Source organism: Thalassospira sp. MBR-102, assembly GCF_040549275.1.
Taxonomy (GTDB): Bacteria; Pseudomonadota; Alphaproteobacteria; order Rhodospirillales; family Thalassospiraceae; genus Thalassospira; species Thalassospira xiamenensis.
Genome location: NZ_JBEPTC010000003.1, coordinates 257,976 through 280,388, shown reverse-complemented (window position 1 = coordinate 280,388; position 22,413 = coordinate 257,976). Strand labels below are relative to the sequence as shown.

28 protein-coding genes and 2 tRNA genes are annotated in these 22,413 nt (G+C 55.8%); 16 read left to right on the top strand and 14 right to left on the bottom strand.

Annotated elements, in window-relative coordinates; all coding sequences use genetic code 11:
• Positions 1–39: 39 nt before the first annotated feature.
• Positions 40–636, top strand: coding sequence for a GNAT family N-acetyltransferase (locus ABIE64_RS07855; protein WP_354377066.1), 597 nt, complete (start codon positions 40–42; stop codon positions 634–636).
• Positions 637–642: 6 nt separating this feature from the next.
• Here ABIE64_RS07855 and ABIE64_RS07850 read toward each other — a convergent pair whose 3' ends face one another.
• Together ABIE64_RS07850 and ABIE64_RS07845 are read right to left on the bottom strand one after the other, a co-directional pair.
• The gene (locus tag ABIE64_RS07850; protein ID WP_354377065.1) at positions 643–1,731 is read right to left on the bottom strand and encodes an alpha/beta hydrolase family protein; all 1,089 of its coding nucleotides are present in this window, start codon (positions 1,729–1,731) and stop codon (positions 643–645) included.
• Between the two features lie 52 nt (positions 1,732–1,783).
• Positions 1,784–2,089 (bottom strand): DUF6506 family protein, encoded by a 306-nt coding sequence (locus tag ABIE64_RS07845; RefSeq protein ID WP_354377064.1) that lies wholly within the window; start codon positions 2,087–2,089, stop codon positions 1,784–1,786.
• A gap of 119 nt (positions 2,090–2,208) precedes the next feature.
• On the opposite strand from ABIE64_RS07845, the gene ABIE64_RS07840 reads away from it, so the two are divergent.
• From ABIE64_RS07840 to ABIE64_RS07820, 5 genes are all read left to right on the top strand, one after another.
• A complete protein-coding gene (locus ABIE64_RS07840; protein WP_354377063.1) occupies positions 2,209–3,369 on the top strand; it encodes an acetoin utilization protein AcuC in 1,161 nt (386 codons plus the stop codon).
• Positions 3,366–3,812 carry a DUF192 domain-containing protein gene (locus ABIE64_RS07835; protein ID WP_007090044.1) on the top strand — a complete coding sequence of 149 codons (447 nt, stop codon included), beginning with the start codon at positions 3,366–3,368 and terminating at the stop codon, positions 3,810–3,812. The genes ABIE64_RS07840 and ABIE64_RS07835 overlap by 4 nt, the downstream gene beginning before the upstream one ends.
• A gap of 184 nt (positions 3,813–3,996) precedes the next feature.
• Positions 3,997–4,073: transfer RNA gene (locus tag ABIE64_RS07830), tRNA-Pro, on the top strand.
• Positions 4,074–4,164: 91 nt separating this feature from the next.
• Positions 4,165–4,494: an ETC complex I subunit gene (locus ABIE64_RS07825; RefSeq protein ID WP_354377062.1), complete on the top strand. Its 330-nt coding sequence runs from the start codon at positions 4,165–4,167 to the stop codon at positions 4,492–4,494.
• Between the two features lie 144 nt (positions 4,495–4,638).
• Positions 4,639–4,715, top strand: a tRNA-Arg gene (locus ABIE64_RS07820).
• Between the two features lie 3 nt (positions 4,716–4,718).
• On the opposite strand, the gene ABIE64_RS07815 is transcribed toward ABIE64_RS07820, so the two are convergent.
• From ABIE64_RS07815 to hisI, 5 genes are all read right to left on the bottom strand, one after another.
• Positions 4,719–5,642: a hypothetical protein gene (locus ABIE64_RS07815; protein WP_354377061.1), complete on the bottom strand. Its 924-nt coding sequence runs from the start codon at positions 5,640–5,642 to the stop codon at positions 4,719–4,721.
• A gap of 332 nt (positions 5,643–5,974) precedes the next feature.
• Positions 5,975–6,613, bottom strand: coding sequence for a YitT family protein (locus tag ABIE64_RS07810; RefSeq protein ID WP_354377060.1), 639 nt, complete (start codon positions 6,611–6,613; stop codon positions 5,975–5,977).
• A gap of 180 nt (positions 6,614–6,793) precedes the next feature.
• On the bottom strand, positions 6,794–7,624 hold the full coding sequence (locus tag ABIE64_RS07805) for an aldo/keto reductase (protein ID WP_354377059.1): 831 nt from the start codon (positions 7,622–7,624) through the stop codon (positions 6,794–6,796).
• 312 nt (positions 7,625–7,936) lie between these two features.
• Complete coding sequence (locus tag ABIE64_RS07800) at positions 7,937–9,073, bottom strand: CobW family GTP-binding protein (protein WP_354377058.1); 1,137 nt, start codon at positions 9,071–9,073, stop codon at positions 7,937–7,939.
• Positions 9,074–9,082: 9 nt separating this feature from the next.
• Positions 9,083–9,487, bottom strand: coding sequence for a phosphoribosyl-AMP cyclohydrolase (gene hisI, locus ABIE64_RS07795; protein WP_354377057.1), 405 nt, complete (start codon positions 9,485–9,487; stop codon positions 9,083–9,085).
• 134 nt (positions 9,488–9,621) lie between these two features.
• On the opposite strand from hisI, the gene ABIE64_RS07790 reads away from it, so the two are divergent.
• From ABIE64_RS07790 to ABIE64_RS07765, 6 genes are all read left to right on the top strand, one after another.
• On the top strand, positions 9,622–10,098 hold the full coding sequence (locus ABIE64_RS07790) for a Fur family transcriptional regulator (protein ID WP_051682109.1): 477 nt from the start codon (positions 9,622–9,624) through the stop codon (positions 10,096–10,098).
• Positions 10,079–10,945 carry a zinc ABC transporter ATP-binding protein ZnuC gene (znuC, locus tag ABIE64_RS07785; protein WP_354377056.1) on the top strand — a complete coding sequence of 289 codons (867 nt, stop codon included), beginning with the start codon at positions 10,079–10,081 and terminating at the stop codon, positions 10,943–10,945. Before ABIE64_RS07790 ends, znuC begins: the two co-directional genes overlap by 20 nt.
• Entirely contained in the window at positions 10,942–11,745 is an 804-nt protein-coding gene (locus ABIE64_RS07780; RefSeq protein ID WP_354377055.1) for a metal ABC transporter permease, read from the top strand. Before znuC ends, ABIE64_RS07780 begins: the two co-directional genes overlap by 4 nt.
• Before the next feature lie 77 nt (positions 11,746–11,822).
• A complete protein-coding gene (locus ABIE64_RS07775) occupies positions 11,823–12,824 on the top strand; it encodes a homoserine dehydrogenase (protein WP_354377054.1) in 1,002 nt (333 codons plus the stop codon).
• Between the two features lie 78 nt (positions 12,825–12,902).
• Positions 12,903–13,133, top strand: a complete 231-nt coding sequence (locus tag ABIE64_RS07770) for a type II toxin-antitoxin system HicA family toxin (RefSeq protein ID WP_244205018.1) — start codon at positions 12,903–12,905, stop codon at positions 13,131–13,133.
• The gene (locus ABIE64_RS07765; RefSeq protein WP_114123869.1) at positions 13,130–13,480 is read left to right on the top strand and encodes a type II toxin-antitoxin system HicB family antitoxin; all 351 of its coding nucleotides are present in this window, start codon (positions 13,130–13,132) and stop codon (positions 13,478–13,480) included. The genes ABIE64_RS07770 and ABIE64_RS07765 overlap by 4 nt, the downstream gene beginning before the upstream one ends.
• A gap of 23 nt (positions 13,481–13,503) precedes the next feature.
• On the opposite strand, the gene metC is transcribed toward ABIE64_RS07765, so the two are convergent.
• Positions 13,504–14,688 (bottom strand): cystathionine beta-lyase, encoded by a 1,185-nt coding sequence (metC, locus tag ABIE64_RS07760; RefSeq protein ID WP_354377053.1) that lies wholly within the window; start codon positions 14,686–14,688, stop codon positions 13,504–13,506.
• 224 nt (positions 14,689–14,912) lie between these two features.
• Here metC and ABIE64_RS07755 point away from each other — a divergent pair, with 224 nt between their 5' ends.
• Complete coding sequence (locus tag ABIE64_RS07755; RefSeq protein WP_247793487.1) at positions 14,913–15,869, top strand: threonine ammonia-lyase; 957 nt, start codon at positions 14,913–14,915, stop codon at positions 15,867–15,869.
• A gap of 127 nt (positions 15,870–15,996) precedes the next feature.
• Here ABIE64_RS07755 and rpmF read toward each other — a convergent pair whose 3' ends face one another.
• From rpmF to ABIE64_RS07730, 5 genes are all read right to left on the bottom strand, one after another.
• The gene (rpmF, locus tag ABIE64_RS07750; protein ID WP_007090029.1) at positions 15,997–16,176 is read right to left on the bottom strand and encodes a 50S ribosomal protein L32; all 180 of its coding nucleotides are present in this window, start codon (positions 16,174–16,176) and stop codon (positions 15,997–15,999) included.
• Between the two features lie 41 nt (positions 16,177–16,217).
• Positions 16,218–16,892, bottom strand: coding sequence for a GNAT family N-acetyltransferase (locus ABIE64_RS07745; protein ID WP_007090028.1), 675 nt, complete (start codon positions 16,890–16,892; stop codon positions 16,218–16,220).
• On the bottom strand, positions 16,889–17,446 hold the full coding sequence (locus ABIE64_RS07740; RefSeq protein WP_354377052.1) for a GNAT family N-acetyltransferase: 558 nt from the start codon (positions 17,444–17,446) through the stop codon (positions 16,889–16,891). Before ABIE64_RS07740 ends, ABIE64_RS07745 begins: the two co-directional genes overlap by 4 nt.
• Before the next feature lie 17 nt (positions 17,447–17,463).
• Complete coding sequence (gene sseA, locus ABIE64_RS07735) at positions 17,464–18,321, bottom strand: 3-mercaptopyruvate sulfurtransferase (RefSeq protein WP_354377051.1); 858 nt, start codon at positions 18,319–18,321, stop codon at positions 17,464–17,466.
• A gap of 169 nt (positions 18,322–18,490) precedes the next feature.
• Positions 18,491–19,201 (bottom strand): alanyl-tRNA editing protein, encoded by a 711-nt coding sequence (locus tag ABIE64_RS07730; RefSeq protein ID WP_354377050.1) that lies wholly within the window; start codon positions 19,199–19,201, stop codon positions 18,491–18,493.
• Positions 19,202–19,483: 282 nt separating this feature from the next.
• Between ABIE64_RS07730 and ABIE64_RS07725 the strand changes: the two genes are divergently transcribed.
• On the top strand, positions 19,484–20,290 hold the full coding sequence (locus ABIE64_RS07725) for a hypothetical protein (protein ID WP_354377049.1): 807 nt from the start codon (positions 19,484–19,486) through the stop codon (positions 20,288–20,290).
• Positions 20,291–20,374: 84 nt separating this feature from the next.
• Positions 20,375–20,893, top strand: coding sequence for a hypothetical protein (locus ABIE64_RS07720; protein ID WP_354377048.1), 519 nt, complete (start codon positions 20,375–20,377; stop codon positions 20,891–20,893).
• A gap of 102 nt (positions 20,894–20,995) precedes the next feature.
• Here ABIE64_RS07720 and ABIE64_RS07715 read toward each other — a convergent pair whose 3' ends face one another.
• A complete protein-coding gene (locus ABIE64_RS07715) occupies positions 20,996–21,397 on the bottom strand; it encodes a nuclear transport factor 2 family protein (RefSeq protein WP_354377047.1) in 402 nt (133 codons plus the stop codon).
• A 102-nt stretch (positions 21,398–21,499) separates the two neighbouring features.
• Here ABIE64_RS07715 and ABIE64_RS07710 point away from each other — a divergent pair, with 102 nt between their 5' ends.
• On the top strand, positions 21,500–22,354 hold the full coding sequence (locus tag ABIE64_RS07710; protein ID WP_354377046.1) for an AraC family transcriptional regulator: 855 nt from the start codon (positions 21,500–21,502) through the stop codon (positions 22,352–22,354).
• Positions 22,355–22,413 lie beyond the last annotated feature (59 nt).

Here is a 22,413-nt window from a genome sequence, read left to right as displayed (position 1 = left end):
CGGCTATCTTTCTGATCGGCAGGATCGCGGAAGGTACAGATGCAGGACCGGCAAACATTTTCCATTCATCATGGCATCGAAGATCGCCATATCGACAAGGCGCTTGATCTTTTCTGGCAGGCGTTTCGTCAGAAACTGGCGCCGGTGATGAAGCCCGAAGACAAGGCGCAATTATTCCTGAGACGGGTTGTTGATCCGGCCCATGCGATCAGTGCGGTGTCGCCGGATGGCGATTTGCTGGGCATTGCCGGTTTCAAGACGGCGCAGGGGGCGTTTATTGGCGGGACGTTATCGGATGTCTGTGCGATTTATGGCCTTTGGGGTGGCTTGTGGCGCGGGGTTTTGATCGAAACGCTTGAACGGGATCTGTCCGAGGGTGTTCTGTTGATGGACGGGATTTTTGTTGATTCTGATGCGCGCGGCAGGGGTGTCGGGACGGCACTTCTGGATGCGATTGCACATGAAGCCCGGATGCGCGACCTGAGGCAGGTGCGGCTTGACGTGATCGATACCAATCCGCGGGCCCGAGCACTTTATGAACGATGCGGCTTTGTGGCGGGCGATGTGCAGGAACTTGGCCCGCTTCGTCATCTATTCGGGTTTCGCACGGCAACAACGATGATGTTACAGGTTTGATGCCGGTTATTGTGCCGGGGATGGGGTTTGCGTGACCTGTCTGATCCAGGTGATGATGTGATCCATCGCGCCGGGGGCATAGGCATGCCGCCCCATCACGACAAAGGCCAGTTTGACGATGTCGGGCATTTGTTCGGCAAGCTGATAATTAAACAGGCCAGCGCGCAGCAACCCGTGTGTCGCATCGGGAAGGGTGATGACCCTGTTGAGCGGATTATTGGGCAGGGCAAGTTTGCGATAGATCGCTGCGTTATGCGCCGGATCAACATTCAGATCATCCTCGCCCCAGAGGGCGAGCAGGGGGGATGTGAGTGTTTCAAGCGACCCGGTGGCGTCTGATCCGATATTGCGTTTGACGAATTCATAGCGGTCCTGTGCCATGACTTCCTGATCATGGGGGATGGCGAGATAGTCCTGATAGGTACTGTCGGGGCCGAAAATCCGGTCATCCATGTTGTGCGCGGTTTCAATGCGCATGGCGATTTCATCGGGCCGGGTGCCAAGGGCCTCAAGCCGCGTGCGCATATAATAGGTGCCCTGCCGCTGCCAATTGACCGCCGCGCCGATCAGGATGTGAAAGGCGGCATCTGGCAGGCGGTTGGCGATATCGGGGATGACCCAGCCGGCCTGCGAAAACCCCAGAAAACCGATTTTGCGGTTTTCGTTGCCATCAAGATTGCGTAGGGCGGCGAAGGCCGCCATCGCCTCGTTGGCGCGATCATTCATGGATTGATCAAGCCAGTTTCCTTTGCTGTTGCCAACACCTGCCTTGTCCCAGCTATAAACGCCAATCCCGCCATCCAGCAGACTGTTGATCAGCGGCAGGTAACCGTCATGCGAAAAGCGGTCCTGCGGGCCATCACCGTGGATCAGAAGGACAATCGGGGCGGTATTGGCCGCCGCACCATCGGGCAGGATCAGGGTGCCCGAAAGCCGGTTGCCGTGATCGTCAAACTCGACAAGGCGGGTAGTGCGACCTTCAAGATCAAAATCGGCAAGCCCCGAAAGGGCAAAACCAGCGCCAATGACAATAACGATGATCAGGATCGCGAGCCCCGCGAAAAGGCGGCGGCGGTTTGAGGTTTTTCCGGGCACTAGTGGGGCTCCGACTGTTTTGGGGCGGTGGCTGATGACTGATTGAAAGTGATCAGGACGATGTCATGAAACGGGTCAGAAGGGCCTGATTGGCGGCGTCAAACGTTACCCGGCCAAGGGCGACGCGGCCATCAAGTGCGTTTTTGACCGCATCAAAATCCGTATCGGAAAAGCCGCCGCAGGTTTCAATGACCTCTATCCCGTCCTTGGCAAAACCCTGTGCGGCGACGATCAGGGCCGCGATATTTGACGCGGCAAAGATATGGGTGGTGAAGCCATCGCCGGGCAGGGTGGTTTGCGTCCCACGCACCGGGTATCCGTCGGCCTTGATCAGAAAGGCATAGTTTTTGATCGGCATGGGGCGGCTCGTCGTTTAAGAAAGGAGAAAGTGTTCCGGGAGCAGAGTTACGCGGATGCGTTTGCGCGTCAATCCTGCGATGTCCCAATGAGCCCAGCCCGAATGAACCATGAATGGTCATGATGCCATCTGATGAACCTGTTCTGAATTATCCCGATCATCGCCGCCATGATATCCGTCCGCGCATGATTGCGGCCGAGATTTACCGCGGGTCGAGTTACGGGCCAAAGCACCCGCTTGCGATCCCGCGGGTGTCGCTTGTGGTCGATATGGTGCATGCGATGGGCTGGGTCGATGGGGATAATTATCTCATCGGGCCGGTGGCGACGCCCGCACAATTGGCACGCTTTCACGATCCCGACTATATCGCCGCCGTGGCACAGGCCGAACGCGACCGGATGCTGCCCGAAGACATGATGGTCAGATACGGATTGGGGAAAAACGGCAATCCGATCTATCCGGAAATTTTCCGGCGTCCGGCGACGGCGGCCGGATCATCGATTATGGCAGCACGTCTGATTTCGGATGGCGGGATCATCCATCATCCGGCGGGGGGCACGCATCATGGTTTGCGCGACCGGGCATCGGGTTTCTGTTACTTCAATGACCCGGTTCTGGGGATACTTGAATTGCTCGATTCGGGGCTGGATCGTGTGCTTTACCTTGATATTGATGCCCATCACGGGGATGGTGTGCAGATTGCCTTTGCCGATGATGACCGTGTTTTGACGGTTTCGATGCATGAAGAAGGGTTATGGCCGCGCACCGGGACGATTGATGATGTCGCCGGGGGAATGGCGCGGAACCTGCCGATGCCAAGTGGCATGCATGATGACGAGATGCGGTATGTCCTTCATGAATATTTCATGCCGCTTGCGCAGGAGTTCTCACCACAAGCCATTGTTTTGCAATGTGGATGTGATATATTAGCAGAAGATCCATTATCCAGACAGATGCTTGGCAATCAGGCCATTTGGGACGTGGTCGGGGCCATGATCAAAATGGCACCCAGGTGTCTGGTACTGGGGGGCGGAGGATATAACCCTTATGGGGTTGCGCGCTGTTGGTCCGGGGTGTGGGCGGTTGTAAACGAAATCGAAATACCACCTGTGTTAACCATCACAGCGGAAAATATCCTGCGTGCCGTAAAATGGACGCATAGCCGTGGAAAGCAGCCGGACGAAAAAATGCTGACCAGCATTAAAGATCCGTGGCGCGGCGGGGACATACGTGACGAAGTCAGGACACGCGTCCAAAGACTGAAGGGGTATGGGTTATGAAGTCGTTCATTCAAATGACCTTGGTCGTTTGCTTTATCAGTGCTGCCGTGATGGCGGGGCTGAATGCAAAGGCGACGGGGTTTGAACGATCGCGCCTGCTGGTGGATGGCAAGGTTTTCAATGTTGAAATGGCGGTGACACCCGATGAACGGTCCCGCGGATTGATGTTCCGCACCGAAATGGCCGAGGATGCCGGGATGCTGTTTGATTTTGGCCGCGCCAGCGACATTTCAATGTGGATGAAGAACACCTTCATCTCGCTTGATATGCTGTTTATCGACAAGAATGGCGTGATTGTCGGGATTGAAAAACGCACGGTGCCGAAATCCGAAACCATCATTCCGGGGCCAAAGCCGGTGCGCTTTGTTCTGGAGCTTAATGGCGGTTCGGCGGACCGGTTGGGATTTGAAGTTGGCGAGAAGGTCGAGGGGCTGCCGCGCTAAGACATAGTAACAGCAATCGTGACAGGCCCGTTGCGGCCACGCGATCCTCAATCAGCAATAGCAAGGCCGCGGATGATTTCTGCGGCCTTTGGTTTTTGGGCTGCATTTTATTTCCAATCCGGGCAAAAAACGCATAATGCGGTCTTGCCCGTGCGGAATTATGGTGCTAAATCCACATCCGCGTCGGGGAGTAGCGCAGTCTGGTAGCGTACCTGCTTTGGGAGCAGGGGGTCGCGAGTTCGAATCTCGCCTTCCCGACCATTTTTCCCTTTTGCCATACGGACACGTTTTCATGTGCCGGCAAAAGGTGTAAAAGATGACGAGACAGCGGGTGTTAGAGAGCCCTGCATTCATGTCATCTTATCCGACGGTCAAGACGAGGGTCCCGATGAAGGTCCGTGTTTACAAACCTGCCAAAAACGCCATGCAGTCCGGTCGTGCCGCGACCAAACACTGGGTGATGGAATTTGAACCGGGTGCAAAGAAGGTTGCAGATCAGCTTATGGGCTGGATCGGATCGACCGATACCCGTGGCCAGGTGCGCATGTATTTCGATACCCTTGAAGAAGCACAGGCATTTGCCGCCCGTCACAAGCTGATTGCCGATATCGAACAGCCGAAATCGCGCGTCCGCCGGGTGCAGGCCTATGCCGATAACTTCGCGTTCAAACGCGTCGTCTGATCCTTCGGCCATCAAGGCGGCCGATCACCATTATCGGGGCGGTTTCCGCCCCGTTCGTCTGACAGAAGACGTTAAAGACTGAAAAGATATCAGCCGGGCAGGCGTCCAATGCTTTGCCCCGGGGCACCAACCGGCCCCCACAGCGGTCCCTTAGCTCAACTGGATAGAGCAACAGACTTCTAATCTGTAGGTTGCAGGTTCGAGTCCTGCAGGGATCGCCATTTTTATCCGAGGATCTTGTCTATCTGATCCTTCCAATCTTTCCCGTGAATTACGCGGTGAACATGGAGTTCGCCTCGCAGGATTTCTGCTTTAGTTAGTTGGGATAATTGCTCCCAATTGTCCCCAAAGACATAAGTTGCATTATCTATGTCACTGCTTTCGAGAACACATAGTTTCTTATCCTTGAAGATGTAGGCGACGTAGCTGCGAAACCCTCCGTTGCCGACTACAGCTAAAGAAATTCCCTTGTCAGCAATATATTTCTGCCTGCTGATTATTGGATTGAGTTTTCTATCTGAGAAACGATGCAATCGATTCCGCAAATGTTCTTCAATCCTTTCCCACGGGTGTTCACCAACGGGGAGAAAAGTCCAGTTTCTTTTTTCGATCTTAGTAGGTTGTATATCTTCAAGATTTGAGGTCACAACTTCGCAATTTTTGAATATTTCCAAGAACAAATTAGTATAAGTTTTGATTATTTCTTCCGGTGTGTCAGTTGAATTCATTTCATCTGATACGATTAGATGTTCAGCTTCTTTTACTATATATGTCATCTCAAGGCTGGTTGGAGGGATGAATTCTTGCTGGAAGCAGTCCCTATAAATGTCCACTTCCGTTGTAACAGTTTCTGTCTCGCCTCTGCCAGCCCACTGCTCTCTGGTCCATTCGAGAGTGGTTATGTAACGACTGATTTTGGGAAGCTGCTTTAGCGGAAGGTATTTTCCGTATGCGTTGAATCTACTGGTAGAGCCTTGGACTGCAGGGAGTATTGTCGAATTTGCCGGGCTATCTTCCGGAAGGCCAATTTTTTTAAGGTTGGTCTCAACGTTATCGCTAATATTGACCAAAAGCCGAAATTTTTGATTGGCCTCTAATACATCTAGTACTGGTTTCGCAGACAGGACTCTCGTTTTCAGAATAATCATGAGCTGGCATTCCAATGGTTATGATTTAATTTAATGTATGATTAATCACTCTGTGCGTGCAAATTAAAAATCTAATATAATGGTTCTGAGAGGCTAATTTTGCTTTTCTCACTATTTGTGTCTGATGCTTGGCAAGCTGGAGAGCAAGCGCAACTATCCCACATCTTCTTCCCCGCGATATGCAATAAACAGAACAAACCATCCGACTTTGATCCTCCGGTTGCAGCTTTGAGTCTCGTCGGGGCGATCAATTCATATCCGGGGGGATAATGCGCGTGCTGATCTTGTGGCCTTTCGGCGGCGGGATATCGGTAAGGTGGCGTTTGAACGGGTTATCGGGCGGCGAGGTAGCGGCCCGGGCGGTGGTTGAGTGCGATGATCAGGTTGAGCACGACCGCGCCGAGGATCGAGAGCAGGACCTTGTCAAAGGGCAGGGTCAGGAAGGCGCAGGCGAGGATGACCAGATCGACGGCGAGCTGGAAATAACCGGCGCGGATGCCGAAATGTTCTTGCAGATACAGGGCGAGGATATTGATCCCGCCGAGCCCCGCGCGATGGCGAAACAGCATCAGAAGGCCGATGCCCATCAGCGCGCCCCCGGCGATGGCGGCGAAGATCGGGTTGAGCATCGAGAAATCGATCCACATCGGCATCAGTTTTGAAAACAGCGAGACAAGCCCGACCGCGATGAAGGTCTTGATCGTGAAAGCAAGCCCCATGCGTTTGAAGGCCAGCCCGTAAAACGGCAGATTGATCGCAAAGAAGATCACGCCAAACCCGATGCCGGTGGCATGTTCGATCAGAAGGGCCGCGCCCGCCGTGCTGCCGGTGACCAGCACGCTTTCGCTATAGAGCATCACACCGAGCGATACGACCATGGTGCCGAGCAGAAGGGCCAGCACATCCTCGTACAGGCGGTGGCCGAGATCGGGTTTGGTGGTTTCGGCGGTGTTGGTTGTGGTGCTGGTCATGAAGGAATCGCCGGTTACGGATTGAACAGGCTATCAAATTACGCTTTTCGCATGTGCGAAACAAGCCGAGGGTGGATAGCGGGGGCAATATGATGGTTTTTGGCGGGGCGGGGGGATTTAACGCAAAAGACCGGCCTGTCGGGGGCCGGTCCTGGTGGTTTTATGCGTTATGCCGCTGGTTCAGGCGGCCTGATCCCATTCGGGGGCGAAATCGGGATCGATCAGGCGGCCATCGGGCCGGGCGAGTTCGTTGATGTCGGCCATGTCGGTATCGGAGAGTTCGAAATCAAAGATATCGAAATTGGCCTTGGCGTTTTTGGGTGAGCCGGATTTCGGGATCGCCATGACGCCATCCTGTTGCAGAAGCCAGCGCAATGTCACCTGTGCCGGGGATTTGCCATAGGCCTTGCCGATGGCAACCAGCGTTTCATCATTCATCACCTTGGCACGTGCCAGCGGGCAATAGGCGGTCAGCAGCATGTCATGGCTGCGCAGGCATTCAAGCACCTTGGACTGGTCAAGATAGGGGTGATATTCGACCTGATTGACGGCAAGGGGAAGGTTGCTGTGGCCGACGGCGCGTTCGATCAGGGCGGTCGGGAAGTTGGAAATCCCGATCAGGTGCGTCATGCCGAGGTTTTTGACCTCGTTTAATGCCGCGATGGTTTCGCGCAGCGGAATGTCATCATTGGGCCAATGGAGCAGCAAAAGATCGACATGGTCGAGATCAAGCTTGCGCAGGCTTTCGACCACGGAGGTTTGCAGATCGCCGCTTTGGAAATTGTCGGGCCAGATTTTGGTGGTGAGGAAGTAGTCATCACGTGAAAGGCCGGATGCCTTGAGCCCGCGACCAACCCCTTCCTCGTTATGATACATCTGGGCGGTATCGAAATGGCGGTAACCGATTTTGGCGGCTTCGGCGACCATATGTTCAGCACTTGCGTTATCGAGCTCGTATGTTCCAAAGCCAAGTGCGGGGATTTTCGTACCCTGCCAGTTCCGGAAAATCATGATGTTCTACCCCCTTCGATTTGATTTGATTGATTGTTTTGAGAGTTTCGGAAAACTGAGGACAGCTTTGCCAACCTGCGCCAGATTTAGTGCAGCGCAACAGCAGCGCAACCTGTACGGTTGGATGGTGGATGCTGTCCTTCGGTTTGGCGAGGGGATAGAATGCCGATGAAAAACGGCAAGAAAAAGGGCGACCGCAGTAAATGAGGTCGCCCGAAGTTCAGGACTTAGAGTGAGGCTGTATCAAGCCAAGACCCAATCTGATCCAATTTCGGGTTGAATGCCTTGATGTGGCTCAAATGCCGAAAGATTTCAGGTATTCTCAGTCGTTTCCGAGACGGCGGCATTCAGGTGATAGAGCGATTCCCGGATCACCTGCGGGCCGAGATCCCTGGTGATGAAGACGATTTTTGATCGGCGATCTTCATCTGGCCATGCGGGCAGGGTGGCGGGCGGATGAAAAACATGCTGCACGGCATGGATCGCAACCGGGTTGCTTTCACCGACAAGGTTCAGGATGCCCTTCACACGCAAAAGGCTTTCGCCGCGCATCTGGGTGAAGATTTCCGCCCAGGTGACAAACGCATCCCAATGCAGCGGTTCGTCAAAGGTGATGCAGAAGGACCGGATATGGTCGTTATGCCGGTTGACGTCGTGGGAATGCGCGAGGTGGTGGTGATCATGGCCGTGATCGTGGTCATGGTGGTCATGCGCGTGATCATGCCCGTCGTGATGATCCTGATGATTGTCGCCGTGCTGTTCATAGGCTTCGTCGCGCAGCCATTTCTGCACATCCATGCTTTTGGTGGCCGGGTCATAGAGCCCGGCATTGAACAGCTTGGCCGGGGCGATATCGCCCATGGTGACGGCATGGATCGGGGCGGCCGGGTTAAGCTGCCGCAGGCGGGATTCAAGGGTAGCAAGCGTTTCGGCGTCGGCCAGATCGGATTTGGTGATCAGGATGCGGTCGGCAACGGCGGATTGCTTTACACTTTCGGGATGGTCATCAAGCTGCCCCGCGCCATGCAGAGCATCGACGGTGGTGACCACACTATCAAGGCGGAATTTGGCCGTGAGCAACGGATCGGTCATCAGGGTGTGCAGGATCGGGGCGGGGTCGGCCAGACCTGTGGTTTCGATGATCACCCGGTCGAATTCCGGTACCTCGCCACGGGTGCGTTTGACAAACAGATCACGCAAGCCCGAAATCAGATCGCCGCGCACCGAACAGCAGATGCAGCCGGAATTCAGCAGTACGACATCCTCGGACACCTCGCGGACCAGAAGGTGATCGAGCCCGATTTCACCAAATTCATTGATCAGAACGGCGGTCATTGCCATGCCGTCCTGTGCGAGAAGGGCATTGAGAAGGGTTGTTTTGCCACTGCCAAGGAAGCCGGTGATCACGGTGGTGGCAACGCGGTCAAACTGTTCGTCGGAAATCGCCATGTCTGATGCTTACTTTTTGCCGTAAAGGTCTTCGACGGCGATTTCGGGTTGGGAAATCACCACTTCCTCGCCATCGCGGGCGGCGAAATAGAAACAGTTGCGACGCCCGGTGTGGCAGGCAACGCCAAGCTGATCGACCTGTATCAGAACCGTGTCCTGATCGCAGTCATAGCGGAAATCGATCAGTTTCTGTACCTGGCCGGAGCTTTCGCCCTTGCGCCAGAGCTTGCCGCGTGAGCGTGAGTAATAGCAGACCCGGCCGGTTTCAAGCGTTTCGATCACCGCATCGCGGTTCATCCAGGCCATCATCAGGACCTCGCCGCTGTCATGCTGCTGGGCGATTGCCGGGATCAGGCCGCTTTCATTGAATTTCAGTTTGTCGGCAATATTCGCGTTGGTGGTGGCGCTGGTCATCGAAGGCTCCGGTCGATGGTTGTTGACTTTTCGCGGCAGTGGCGTCAAGAAATGATATATTATAACATATCACCCTGTGCCATGGCTTTTTGCAGATTAATGCAAATCGCCCGGCGTGACTTCGGATGTGCGACATGACCGATCTTTTCCCGAAAAAGGGCCACGATCACGACAGATGTATCGATAGCGCAATCGCGCAGGCAGAGAAAGTCTGCGAGGCGGAAAATGCGCGTTTTACCGATATGCGCCGCAAGGTGTTCAGCCTGATCTGGCAATCGCACAAGGCGGTGACGGCCTATGAGCTGCTGGATGCGCTGCAGGCTGAAGGGCAGCGGGTGCAGCCGCCCACGGTTTATCGGGCGCTGGAGTTCCTGACCGATCTTGGGCTGGTGCATCGTATTGAGTCGCTTAATGCCTATTTCGGCTGTGATCAGCCTGATTGCGATCATCTGGGGCAGTATTTCATTTGCACCCGATGCGGCCGGGTTGCCGAAACGGTGGATGAGGATGTGAGCATCGCGGTCCGCAAGGCGGCGAGACAGGTCGGATTTAAAATCGAAGCCACCACTGTTGAAATCAAGGGCCTGTGCCATGACTGCACCACTCATTGAAGGGCGGGGGCTGATCCTTTCGTTTGGCAATGAGCGGGTGCTTGATAACGTGACGCTTTCGATCAAGGCGGGCGAGATCATGACCCTGATCGGGCCGAACGGGGCGGGCAAATCAACATTGGTCAAGACGCTTCTGGGGCTTCAGCACGCCGATCAGGGCGAAGTCACCCGCAAACCGGGTCTTCGTATCGGCTATGTGCCGCAAAAGCTTGCGATTGATCAGGTTTTGCCGATGACGGTGAAGCGGTTCCTGACACTCACCCGGTCGGCATCGCGAAGCGACTGCCAGAAGGTTCTGGATCAGGTCGGTGCAAGCCATGTGATCGATACGCAGATGAGCAGCCTTTCAGGCGGCGAGACGCAGCGCGTGATGCTGGCGCGGACATTGTTGCTGCGCCCGGAATTGCTGGTGCTGGACGAGCCGACTCAGGGTGTGGATGTGACCGGGCAGGCGGAACTTTACCGCCTGATCGATGATATCCGGGCGGAACTTAATTGTGCGGTTTTGATGATATCGCATGACCTGCATCTGGTGATGGCGAAAACCGATCAGGTGGTGTGCTTTAACCGGCATGTCTGTTGTTCGGGCATCCCTGAAACCGTGCGCCAGCATCCTGAATACCGGTCGTTGTTTGGCAATCAGGCGGCGGATGCGATTGGCATTTATACCCATGCGCATGATCACGAACATGACCTTGCCGGGCATATTGTCGAGGGCGGGCATGATCATCATCATGATCATGTGCATAACCATAACGGGCACGTGCACGGGCCGGGATGCGCGCATGGGCATCATCATCATGAAGAAGAAATCGACGAAAAAGATCGGATATGGCGGCCGCAATGATGGATGATTTTCTGACCCGTGCGGTGATCGGCGGGATTTTGCTGGCATTTGTCTGCGGGCCGTTCGGGGCGTTTATCGTCTGGCGGCGGATGGCGTTTTTTGGCGATACGCTGGCGCATTCGGCGTTGCTGGGTGTGGCACTCGGGCTTCTGGTCGGGGTGGATGTCCGGATCGGGATGATTGCCACCTGCCTTGCCGCCGCCCTGATCCTTGCCATCGGGCAACGTCAAAGCCGCCTTGGCAGCGATACGGTTCTGGGGATGCTTGCGCATTCGACGCTTGCCCTTGGCATGGTCGCCCTTGCCTTTGTGCAGGGGATTGCGGTTGACCTGATGGCCTATCTGTTTGGTGATATTCTGGCGGTCAATGTTGCCGATATCTGGCTTCTGGGGCTGGGCGGTGGATTGGCGTTGGCCGTTCTGGTCTGGATGTGGCGGCCGTTACTGGCGCTCACCGTCAGCCCGGAAATTGCCGCGGCTGAGAGCATTCCGGTCGAACGGCTGCGTCTGGTTTTCATGTTGCTGATGGCGCTTGTGATTGGCATGGCGATCAAGATTGTCGGGGTTCTTCTGATCACCGCCCTTTTGATCGTGCCGGCCGCCAGTGCGCGGTTCTTTGCCAGAACACCCGAACAGATGGCGATTGGTGCGGCCCTGTTCGGGGCGGCATCGGTTATGGCGGGGATCAGCCTGTCATGGCATGTCGATAGCCCGGCGGGGCCCAGCATCGTGATTTCGGCGGCGGGGTTGTTCCTGCTGGTCGGGATGGCATCGCCGGTGATCAAGCATTTCCGGGGATAAGCCGGTATCGGTAATGTCTGGATTACGTGCAAGGCACGCGAAAACGCGCTGTCAGATATGAAACAAGGACGGACAATATGCGGGTGATCAAGGTTGCGATTGCGGGTTTTGGGGGCGTTGGGCGCGCCACGGCAAATCTGCTTTTGGCAAGGCGGGAGCCTTACCGCAGCCTTTATGGTGCCGATGTTCGTCTGGTGGCGGTGTGCGGATCGCGTTCGGGCCTGTTTGATGCAAACGGGCTTGGCGCCGATCAGTTTGATGCGCTGGAGCCGGGCCTGAGCGGGCCGGGCTTTATCGGCACGTCCGGGGCGGATGTTCTGATTGAAGCCGGGCCGAGTGATTTTCGTACCGGGGGGCCGGGGCTTGCCTATATTCATTCGGCCTTGTCAGCCGGGCGAGACACGATTGTGATTTCCAAGGGCGCGCTGGTTCATAGTGGACGGGAATTGCGCGATCTGGCGAAGGTATCGGGGGCGATTTTAAAGCTGAGCGGCGCAAGTGCCGCGGCCCTGCCGACCATTGATCTTGTGGAACATAGTCTGACCGGGTGCCGGGTTTTGAGTGTCGAGGGTATTTTGAATGCCACGACCAATTTCCTTCTGGATGCGATGGTTTCGAAGGGTGTTGGCTTTGACGCAGCGCTGAAAGAGGCGCAAAAAGGCGGCTTTGCCGAGGCAGATACGCGCAATGATACCGAAGGCTGGGACACGGCATGCAAGCTGTTGCTGCTTGCCAATTTCGGCCTGGGGGCGGAGCTTGTGATGGATGACCTTGTTGTCGAGGGCATTCACGGTGTGACCGCAGACCGGATTGATGCGTGGCGGGCGGAGGGCCTTGTTCCGAAGCTTGTCGGTAGTCTGGAATGTGCGGATGACGGGACGATTTCTGCGCGTGTCGGTGTCAGGGCCTATCCCAATTCCGATCCCCTGGCGCAGGTCAGCGGCAAGAACAAGGCAATCCGGATCACCACCGATGCAATGGGCGAGACAATCGCCATCGGGTGCGGTGAAGAGCCGCTGGCGACAGCCGCCGCAGCCCTGAAGGATTTCGAACATATCCTGAAAGCCAGAGTGGCCTGATCTGATATCACATTATGATTGCGGTTTTTGATTTTGCTATCATATAATGATAGCATGCAGGGCAAGCACAGAAAAACCTTGATTGCAGTTTTTACCAATCCGGTATCCGCCAGTATTGAATGGCGGGCAATCGAGGCTTTGCTGAAAGCCACCGGTGCAAATGTGATTGAAGGCAGCGGATCGCGGGTCCGGTTTGAAAAGGATGGTGAAATCGCCACTTTCCATCGACCGCATCCGGCCAAAGAAGCCAAGCGGTATCAGGTGCGCGATGCGCGTGATTTTCTGATCCGCACAGGAGTAACGCCATGAATGCAATGACTTACAAAGGTTATATGGCGCGCGTCGAATTCGATTCCGATGACGAGATTTTCGTCGGCCATATTGCCGGTATTCGGGACCGTGTCGGTTTTCATGCCGATACGGTTGCGGATTTGAAGGAAGCCTTTTACGAGGCGGTAGACGACTATCTTGAGACCTGTGCCAAGACGGGCAAGACGCCGCAAAAACCTTATTCCGGCAAGATGATGCTGCGGGTCAGTCCCGATATTCACCGGAAGGCAGCGATTGCTGCAGAGCTGGCGGGCAAAAGCCTTAACCAGTGGAGCGAGGAAATCATCGAAAAGGCGGTCAAACGCAAGGAGCCTTCGACCGCCTGATATTCGTTCCGGGCTGAGAAACCTCAGACCATTTCAAGTCGTGCAAACCCGGCTTCCAGATCGGCGATCAGGTCGTCGGTATCTTCAAGGCCGATATGAAGGCGGATCAGTTGGCCGTCTTCGTCCCATTTGGTCGCGGTGCGGATGTTTTTGGGATCAGATGGCAGGATCAGGCTTTCGAAGCCGCCCCAGCTAAATCCCATGCCAAACAGATCCATGTGATCGACCATATTGGCAAGCTGCGGTTTTGTGACCGGTTTCAGGATAAAGGAAAACAGGCCGGACGCGCCGATGAAGTCACGTTTCCAGATGGCATGGCCCGGATCGTCGGGCAGGGCCGGGTGCAGGACGCGTTTGACCTCTGGGCGGGTTTGCAGCCATTGGGCGACCTTGAGGCCGCTTTCATGATGCTGGCGTAGGCGCACGCCAAGGGTGCGAAGCCCGCGTTGTGCGAGATAGCAATCATCGGGACCAACCGCATCGCCCGATATGATGATCTGTTTCTTGATGGTCAGAAGGTCTTCTTCGGTGGCGGTGGTAATCGTGCCCAGCATGACATCGGAATGGCCGACGATGTATTTCGTGCCGGCCTGAACCGATACATCGACACCCATTTCGAACGGGCGGCACAGCATGGGGGACGCCCAGGTGTTATCAAGCAAGACCTTGACCCCGCGTGCGTGTGCTGCGGCTGAAATCGCCGGGATATCCTGCATCTCAAAGGTCAGCGATCCTGGGCTTTCGCACCAGACGAGGGCGGTATTGTCGCGGATCAGGTCGGCGATATCGCCGCCGATGGCCGGATCGTAATATTCGGTTTCAACGCCAAAGCGTTTGAGAAACGTGTTGCACAGATTGCGCGTCGGGTAATAGGTGCTGTCGGTGACCAGAATATGATCGCCCGGTTTGACAAAGGCCAGGATCGCATTGGTGATCGCCGCCACCCCGGACGATACGCACAGGGTGCCAAAGCCGCCTTCAAGTTCGGCAACCGCTTCTTCAAGCAGGAAGCGTGTCGGGGTGCCGTGCCGCCCGTAAGTCACCTTGCCCGGTGCGGATGCCCCGGCCTTTTCAAGGTCGGCCAGGGTTTCAAACAGAATGGTCGAGGCATGCAGAACCGGCGGGTTGACCACACCGTGATATTCGCTGGACCGGCGACCGGCATGAACCAGTTTTGTGGCGGGCTTTTGGGGGCGGTGACCTGACATGGGTGGCTTTTCTCCTTGGGGCATCGGTTAGGATGACGCTCGATACCTTGAATCTCTTCTATAACTCAAAGCATTTCAGATTAGCGGGTTCAAGGTTTTTTCACCGCAAAGAGTTGTGAAATCGCCATTTTGCGATATTTCAGTCCTTATGCCTCGCGTCCGGTTCCGGCCCGCGTTACAACAGACAAAACCCGTCCAACCAAGTCCGACTTGCAGGAGGCCCCGTGCTCGAACTTCAGGATTTTCGTGCCGCGCGTCGCGCCATTTCCGATCACATGCGCCTGACGCCGGTATTTGCCGCCGGTATTTATAGCGACAGGTCGGTTTTTCCCGACCGGGATCGCATTCCGGACCTGTATCTGAAGCTTGAAAACATGCAGGTATCGGGCTCGTTCAAGGCGCGTGGTGCAATGAATGCCGCCCTTGCCCTTGATGAAGACAAACGCGCCGTGGGGCTTTGTACCGCATCGGGCGGCAATCATGGCATGGGGGTGATCAATGCGGCCCGTGTGCTGGGCGTGCCGGTCAAAATCTTTTTGCCGACCAATACGCCAAAGCCCAAGGTCGAAAAGCTGCGCAAGCAGGGTGTTGACGTCGCATTGACCGGAGCGGTCTGGGACGATGCCAACCGGGCGGCGATGGATCATGCACGCGAAAGCGGCATGGCCTATATCCATCCCTTTGCCGATCCCAAGGTGATTGCAGGGCAGGGCACGATTGCGCTTGAGATGCTTGAGCAGCAGGCCGACCTTGATACGCTGGTGGTGGCGATTGGCGGGGGTGGGCTTATTTCGGGTGTTGCAACAGCAGCGAAGCTTTTGCGACCCTCGATCCGGGTGATCGGGGTTGAGCCGACAGGCGCCCCGACCTTGTTCGAGAGCATCAAGCATAACGAGGTCGCGACATTGCCAAGTGTGAATACGGCAGCAACCAGTCTGGCGCCGCGTCAGTCATCGGCATTGAATGTTGATCTGATTGGCAGGAATGTCGACCGGATCGTTCTGGTCAGTGACGATGAAATGCGCGATGCGGCGCGCTGGCTTTGGCGGGAGTTGGGAATTGCGGTCGAGCTTTCGGCGGCGGCCGGGATTGCCGCGGTGTTGACCGACCGGCTGGGGATCGATAACCCCGGCAAGATCGGGATTGTGATTTGCGGTACCGGTTCGGACGGAATGGCGTGATCAAATAAAAAAGGACGAAACCGCTGGGCTTCGTCCTTTTTTAAACCAAACGCCATCCGAAAAACGGATGGCGTGGAAACTTGTAGCGTCGCAAACCGCCAAAGAGCCAAAGCCCTCCGGTGCGGAATTACATCTTCGGCTCTACCACCTGACGACCACGGTACATACCGGTGTTCGGATCAATGTGGTGCGGGCGATGCAGTTCGCCGGTTTCTTTGTCTTCGCGGTACGAGCCCTTGGCGAGCTTGTCATGCGAGCGACGCATGCCCTGACGGGACTTGGTCACTTTTTTCTTTGGCACTGCCATGGGTCATCATCCTCTGGCTTGGGTAAACTCAGGCGCGCTTGTTAACGTGCGCGGTCGGGAAAGTCAACGATCAAAGTGCCGGAATTTTCATTTTCCTGCGACCTTTCGGCTTTTTTGCCGTGATCGGCACCGGCATCATGATCAACATGATGGTCGATGGCCGGGATCAGGCCGGTATCACGCGGATCGTCAACAATATCTGTTCGCTGGTCGTATACACCAAAGCCTGCCTTCTGGTAAGCCCCCAAAGCACTTGGATGATCGAGCGAACATGTATTGACTGTTATGCGTTGCGGTTTAAGGCCCCAGGCGGTGTCAATCGCCCAGTTCAGAAGGTATTTGCCATACCCCTTGCCGATGAAATCGGGGATCAGGCCCATATAATGCAGGTCGATCACGCCGTTTTCTTCAAGATCGGTCAGGTCAAGTTCGGCAAACCCGGCCGGGACGCCGCCGACATATAAAACGTAAACGTGGGTTTCGGGGCGGGCCAGAATTTCGGCAAGTTCGTCATCACCCATCAGGCGGCGGAACCACCACAGCCACGGCTCGCCGACCGTATCATAAAGGTAGCGATAAAAGGACAGGGTGGGGTTTTCGGCGCGCACGATGGCGACCTTGCCCGGCGGGATGGTTGCCGCAGGGCGATCTGGCGGATCAAGCATTTCAAGGAAGGTGATGACGACTTCCAGCTTGCGCGGGTTGGATGCACTCATGACTTCAGCCTTTTTCGCATGACCACGAAATCATTTCTGATTTCAGGTGTTTGCGGTTTGGTGTGTGGGGCGGTTTCGACAATTTCATAACCGAGCTTGCGATAAAAATCATGCACTGCCGGGTCTGTGACGGTGACCTTGTTTACAGCAAGGCCGGTGGCGGCAAGGATATCCTCGGCCAGGGCCAAAAGACCCGATCCAAGGCCGGTGCCGCGCGCATCGTGCGATACGGCAAGATAATGAACCCAGCCACTTTCACCGTCATGACCGGCCATGATTGTGCCGATGATTGTAGCGTCTTTTGCCGTTCGCGCCAAAATCACGCTGCCGCGCCCGGAATTCAGACATGTGGCGAGATCACGACCAGCATCATGGCCCGGTCCGGTCAGCCCGGATTTCTGCCAAAGGTCGCCAATGGCGGCGATATCGTGGGTGGTCGGTGATTGCAGTCTTTCAAGAAAAACGCCCGGATCCTTGGCTTTGTCACCTGTGCCGACCGCGTCATATCGGGCGGTATCGGCGGGGGACAGGGTAGGGGAGCCGGGCGTTTTCATATCTTTTGTGCGCCGTGTTATGCTGGGCCTTTGTCGACCGGGCTTCCTTCGGTGCTTGCCCATTCGGCCCAGGAGCCGTCATAAACCGCGACTTCCTTTTTGCCGGCAATATAGGCACCAAGGGCAAGCACGCAGGCGGTCACGCCCGAGCCGCAGGAGGCAACGACCGATTTATCCAGATTGACGCCTGCATCGTGGAAAGCGGTGCGAATGGCATCGGCATCCTTGAAGGTGCCATCCGCGTTCAGGAGTCTGTCAAATGGCAGATTCCGGGAGCCCGGGACATGGCCAGCCTTGCCCCAGGGTTCGTCGGCATCGCCGGTGAAGCGTTCGGTTGCGCGGGCATCGACCAGCTGTTCGCGTTTGCTTTTGACGTTTGCCAGCACCTGATCATATTCGCGCAAAAGGAAGCTGTTGGCGCGTGCGGTGAAATGGCGTTCGCGCGGCGGGGTTGGTGCATCGGTCACCGGGCGGTTTTCCGCCAGCCATTTCGGCAGGCCGCCATCAAGCACGGCGACATCGTGATGCCCGAAATGGCGCAGCATCCACCATACCCGGCAGGCGGCAAGGGCGGACCCCGTCTGGCCATAAACCACGATGCGCACACCGTCGCCAAGGCCAAGCTTGCGGACCTTGGCCGAAAATTTGATTGCGTCGGGCATCATGTGGGGAAGCGGCGCGCTATCGTCGGCGGCGATTTCGTCAATATCGAAGAATACCGCGCCCGGAATGTGCTGCGCGTTATAAATCTCGCGCGCATTTTTGTTCTGGGCGGGCATGTACCAGCTGGCATCGACGACGCGAACGTCGGGTGCATCAAGGTGATCCGCAAGCCACTGGGTGGAGACCAGTGCGTCGGAAGTTGGGTTGGTCATCAAAGAGACTCCGGTTTGCAATGGTGGGTATTGCGCGATCCGGGGCGTTTCCGCAGATCTGTAACGTCAAATTCAAATGTTTCTTGTTTTAATTTCTATCCGTCCTGAAAGCGCATGGCAATATCCCGACTGAATTCGGGGATATGCCGATTGCGCGTTTCCGGGGAATTTATTCATCAAAGACGATATTGATGCGGCGGTTCTGGCGGCCTTTCTTTTCGATCTTGGCAACCAGAACCCTGCCGATTTCGGCCGTACTTTTGACATGCGTTCCGCCGCAGGGCTGATAATCGATCCCCTCGATCGTGACGGTGCGGATGCTGTTGCCGTCCATCGGTGGCTGTACCGACATGGTGCGAACCAGTTCGGGATTGGCTTTAAGTTCCGCTACGCTGATTTCACCGTCATAGACCTCGGCATTGCGTGCGATCAGTTCGTTCAGTCTTGCGGTCAGTTCATCCTTGTCAGGCGCTTCGTCGGGCAGGTTGAAATCAAGCCGCGCCTTGTGGGCGGCGATATTGCCGCCTGTGACGTCGCCTTCGACAATTGCGCACAGCAAATGCAGGCAGGTGTGAAAGCGCATCAGGCGGTGGCGGGTTTCCCAATCCAGTTCGGCCGTGATGGTATCGCCGATTGCGGGCAGGTCGTGACCCTCGGCGATGATATGCAGGATTTTGCCGCTGTCGCGATCCTTGATCGTGGTTGCGACCGGTATTTCACGGCCATCGGCGGTTCTGAAAATCCCGACATCCCCGGTCTGGCCACCTGCGGTGGCATAAAACACGGTCTGGTCCAGTTCGATGCCGCGGTCCGAGATCGAGACGACTTTGGCGTCGCAGTTCCGGCGATAGGCGTCTTCACGAAATAAAAGGCGGGTCACAGACTCCTCCATACTTGGTGGCGATCAGATCGCGTGACCGTCAGTTTGCCGCCTAAATCGGGGAGGCGGCAGATGTGCCTTTTGTGGGGCTGGGCAGCATCGCGGTGATGGTCCGGTCTGAAATCTTGCAGTGAAATCATGGTGCTGCCGGAAGGCTTGGTTTGTCGAGGAGTTTTTGTGAATTCGGTTTGTGTATAAATTGATACATATTTTCGGAATTGATGTTGATAATGATACGATATGTATGATATCCCCTTGGCCCAAATTGGGGGTGAAAGAAACTTGGCTGCTGTTATTCATGTCAAACTGACGGGCGAAGGTGATTTCGGGCCGGTGGATCTCGAATGTGCGATCCCGCCTGCGCGCCTGCCTTTGGTGATGGCGGCCCTGTTTGGTTCTCCGACCAGTTTGCGGGCGGGGGCGGCGCAAGGGAGCGGTGCGGTTGATCATGGGGCAGCTTCTTCGGGGGCTTCGATGTCGCCTGCTATGTCGGCTGCCACGTCCTCTTCCATGTTACCTGCGGCATCATCTCCGTCTGCGCCATCTTCGTCATTCGGGCCTGGTGGCTCTTTGCGGGAAATGCCTGCTGGCGGGCAATTCCCTGTAACGGCGCGGTCGGATCGATCCGGCCCGGGGCTTTCACCGGCCCGGTCGGCTATTGCGGGCGAGGCTGCATCTGGACAGGAAAACGTAACGGGGCAGGCGGCCGGGCAGGCCGTTGGGCGCTATTTCGGTGGGGCCGGTCTGCTTGGCGAAGGTGCTGCGGATGCGATTGATCCGGCGAATTTCCTGATTGGATATATCGGCAGTCTGGGCGATCTGATTGCCCGTCTGCAACCACGTGGTTTTGCCGAAACGATCCTGATTGCCGCGATCTGGCTGCATTACCGCGACGGGCGCAGCTTTGTGACGCGTGACGATATCCGGCGGCTGTTACGGCGGCAGGAACATCTGCGCATGCCAAAGAATTTCGGCCGTGATTTTCATAGCGCAATCACGCGGGGCTATATCGAACCGGTTGACGGGGACGGGGGATTTGCCGCGACCGGAACCGGGTATCAGTGGTTTCGTGATGCTTGTATTAAATGATACAAAAAGTCTATAAAGTGGTTGACGTAATGTATTGATAATGTATCGTTCTCGACGTGGGACATGAAAACAGGCGGGGACAAAATGCGGGAATGGGAAGTACGGACAAGCTGCAGGGTCTGGCGTGGGCGATATGTGATCCGTGGGGGCGTTGATCGCATCGCCAATGATATCGTCAGCCTGCAGCAAAGCCGCTTTCCGGGGATTGAAACCGGCAAGGTTTCTCTTCGGGTTGTGACCATGGCGGTGATGGCGGTTCTGGCCGAGGAATGCTGCGAAGACGGTGTGACGGCAGCCGAACTTTCCTTTTTGCTGACCACATGCCTTGGTCGGCCGATTTCGCCGACCCGGATCGAACGCGAAATGGAAACGCTTTCGGGTTTGGTCTGGTCGGGGCCTTGGGGTGCGGAAACGCTTTATGTTCTTGAAAAGCGCGGTCTTCGCTTTTTCGAAAGCGCGCGCATGATGGCGATGAACGACACCGACGCCCAAGGCAAGAATTTGACAGAATATACAGGCGCGGAGGAAGGCGTGGACGGGCAGGAAATTGATCCTTCAATTATTGCCCGTCCGGCCCCCCACGTGCGTTATCGACTGGTTTAAGCTGCACATTAAAGCAGGTTTTCAGGCGGAGGTGATCAACAGGTCACCTCCGTTTTTCGTGTCATGATTTTGATGCTGCCCTTGGCTTTTTAGGCGATGATTTCAGTGGGCAATCCGCGAGGCCAGATCGCTGTCTTCTTTGGCACCAGCAATCAAATGCGACAGTTCCTCAATCCGGGAAATCTTGCCGTCCCGCATTTCGTAAAAAGTCAGAACCTTGCATGTCATTGTTGATCCATCTTTTTTGATGGCATCGACGATATGGATGTCGGCGATGCTGTTATTTGACATGATGATCTTTTCAAACCGGACATGCGCGGATTTCAGGATTGATTTCAGCGTGCGGGCATGTGCGACGAAATCCTTCAAATCAAGTGTTTTACCATCGGCAATCTGAACATAATCCGATGTGAATAGATGCAACAGATCCTCTGCCGGGCGTTCGGGGTCGAGCAATAACCCAAACAGGTTTTCGAGAAAGATGCGTGTTTCGTCATGTGTCATGGTGCTGTTCCATTGATTGAAGAGGTTCAAGCCACCTTGACGATAGGTGATGAAATATGGCCAATCTAACCCATCGAAGCCAATCAATACGGTGTTTTGGCCATGTCTGACTTTTTGATCGATCCAGATGTTCTTGCGACGCTGAAAAAGCCTGCGTCATCACAGGCGCGGAGTGCACAGGGGGGCGTTGAGGGTGACGTTGTGTCAGGCAGCGAAACCCGCCTGGCTGTCCGGGTTGTGATGCGCGAGACCCCAATTCCACGGGAAACCGGCGCGCATTCCCATCCGCAGGGGCAGTTGATCGGAGCGGTTTCAGGATTGCTGAGTATCTCGACCGATCATGGTAAATGGGTGGTCCCTGCTATCAATGCATTCTGGGTGCCGCCGGGAATGGAGCACGGACTGGTTTCGCACGGGCCGTTTCGCGGATGGAGCGTTTATGTCGGTCCCCACCTTTGTGCCGGGTTGCCAGATTACCCAAGGGCGTTGCGTACCAGCGAGCTGTTGATGGCGGCCATTCGCCGTGCTGCGGGTTGGGGGGATGGGCCGCAATCGGATGCCGAGGCACGCATAGCCCGGATTATCCTTGATGAAATTGCGACAACCCCAAAGGAAACACTAGGATTGCCGATGCCAAAGGATCTTCGTCTGGTGCGTCTGGCGCAAGCCTTGATGGCTGATCTTTCTGATGGCAGGTCGATGACGCAATGGGCCGACTGGGCCGGAATTCCGTGCCGCACATTGGGGCGACGCATGTTACGGGAAACAGGCTTTGGTTTTGGTCAGTGGCGGACGCGGGCGCGCATGCTTGCGGCCCTTGAGATGTTGGCGGGCGGATTATCGGTAACGACAGTCGCACTCGATCTGGGATACGAGAATATCAGCGCGTTTATTGCAGCATTTCGCAAAACCTATGGCGTAACGCCTGCACGCTATTTTGCACCCGACGGACAGTAAGGGGATTTCCAGATCGGGCCTGTCGGTAACACGGCTTACGGCAATTTCATCTGGCCATC

Excerpts from the sequence above, each read along its gene's own strand:
- ABIE64_RS07815 (WP_354377061.1), bottom strand. The coding sequence starts at position 5,642 with ATGATTATTCTGAAAACGAGAGTCCTGTCTGCGAAACCAGTACTAGAT.
- ABIE64_RS07855 (WP_354377066.1), top strand. The coding sequence starts at position 40 with ATGCAGGACCGGCAAACATTTTCCATTCATCATGGCATCGAAGATCGC.
- ABIE64_RS07800 (WP_354377058.1), bottom strand. The coding sequence starts at position 9,073 with ATGGCGATTTCCGACGAACAGTTTGACCGCGTTGCCACCACCGTGATC.
- metC (WP_354377053.1), bottom strand. The coding sequence starts at position 14,688 with ATGTCAGGTCACCGCCCCCAAAAGCCCGCCACAAAACTGGTTCATGCC.
- ABIE64_RS07840 (WP_354377063.1), top strand. The coding sequence starts at position 2,209 with ATGATGCCATCTGATGAACCTGTTCTGAATTATCCCGATCATCGCCGC.
- ABIE64_RS07740 (WP_354377052.1), bottom strand. The coding sequence starts at position 17,446 with ATGAAAACGCCCGGCTCCCCTACCCTGTCCCCCGCCGATACCGCCCGA.
- ABIE64_RS07710 (WP_354377046.1), top strand. The coding sequence starts at position 21,500 with ATGTCTGACTTTTTGATCGATCCAGATGTTCTTGCGACGCTGAAAAAG.
- sseA (WP_354377051.1), bottom strand. The coding sequence starts at position 18,321 with ATGACCAACCCAACTTCCGACGCACTGGTCTCCACCCAGTGGCTTGCG.
- ABIE64_RS07845 (WP_354377064.1), bottom strand. The coding sequence starts at position 2,089 with ATGCCGATCAAAAACTATGCCTTTCTGATCAAGGCCGACGGATACCCG.
- znuC (WP_354377056.1), top strand. The coding sequence starts at position 10,079 with ATGACTGCACCACTCATTGAAGGGCGGGGGCTGATCCTTTCGTTTGGC.
- ABIE64_RS07780 (WP_354377055.1), top strand. The coding sequence starts at position 10,942 with ATGATGGATGATTTTCTGACCCGTGCGGTGATCGGCGGGATTTTGCTG.
- ABIE64_RS07715 (WP_354377047.1), bottom strand. The coding sequence starts at position 21,397 with ATGACACATGACGAAACACGCATCTTTCTCGAAAACCTGTTTGGGTTA.
- ABIE64_RS07810 (WP_354377060.1), bottom strand. The coding sequence starts at position 6,613 with ATGACCAGCACCACAACCAACACCGCCGAAACCACCAAACCCGATCTC.
- ABIE64_RS07835 (WP_007090044.1), top strand. The coding sequence starts at position 3,366 with ATGAAGTCGTTCATTCAAATGACCTTGGTCGTTTGCTTTATCAGTGCT.
- ABIE64_RS07825 (WP_354377062.1), top strand. The coding sequence starts at position 4,165 with ATGTCATCTTATCCGACGGTCAAGACGAGGGTCCCGATGAAGGTCCGT.
- ABIE64_RS07745 (WP_007090028.1), bottom strand. The coding sequence starts at position 16,892 with ATGAGTGCATCCAACCCGCGCAAGCTGGAAGTCGTCATCACCTTCCTT.
- hisI (WP_354377057.1), bottom strand. The coding sequence starts at position 9,487 with ATGACCAGCGCCACCACCAACGCGAATATTGCCGACAAACTGAAATTC.
- ABIE64_RS07765 (WP_114123869.1), top strand. The coding sequence starts at position 13,130 with ATGAATGCAATGACTTACAAAGGTTATATGGCGCGCGTCGAATTCGAT.
- ABIE64_RS07775 (WP_354377054.1), top strand. The coding sequence starts at position 11,823 with ATGCGGGTGATCAAGGTTGCGATTGCGGGTTTTGGGGGCGTTGGGCGC.
- rpmF (WP_007090029.1), bottom strand. The coding sequence starts at position 16,176 with ATGGCAGTGCCAAAGAAAAAAGTGACCAAGTCCCGTCAGGGCATGCGT.
- ABIE64_RS07720 (WP_354377048.1), top strand. The coding sequence starts at position 20,375 with ATGCGGGAATGGGAAGTACGGACAAGCTGCAGGGTCTGGCGTGGGCGA.
- ABIE64_RS07805 (WP_354377059.1), bottom strand. The coding sequence starts at position 7,624 with ATGATTTTCCGGAACTGGCAGGGTACGAAAATCCCCGCACTTGGCTTT.
- ABIE64_RS07790 (WP_051682109.1), top strand. The coding sequence starts at position 9,622 with ATGACCGATCTTTTCCCGAAAAAGGGCCACGATCACGACAGATGTATC.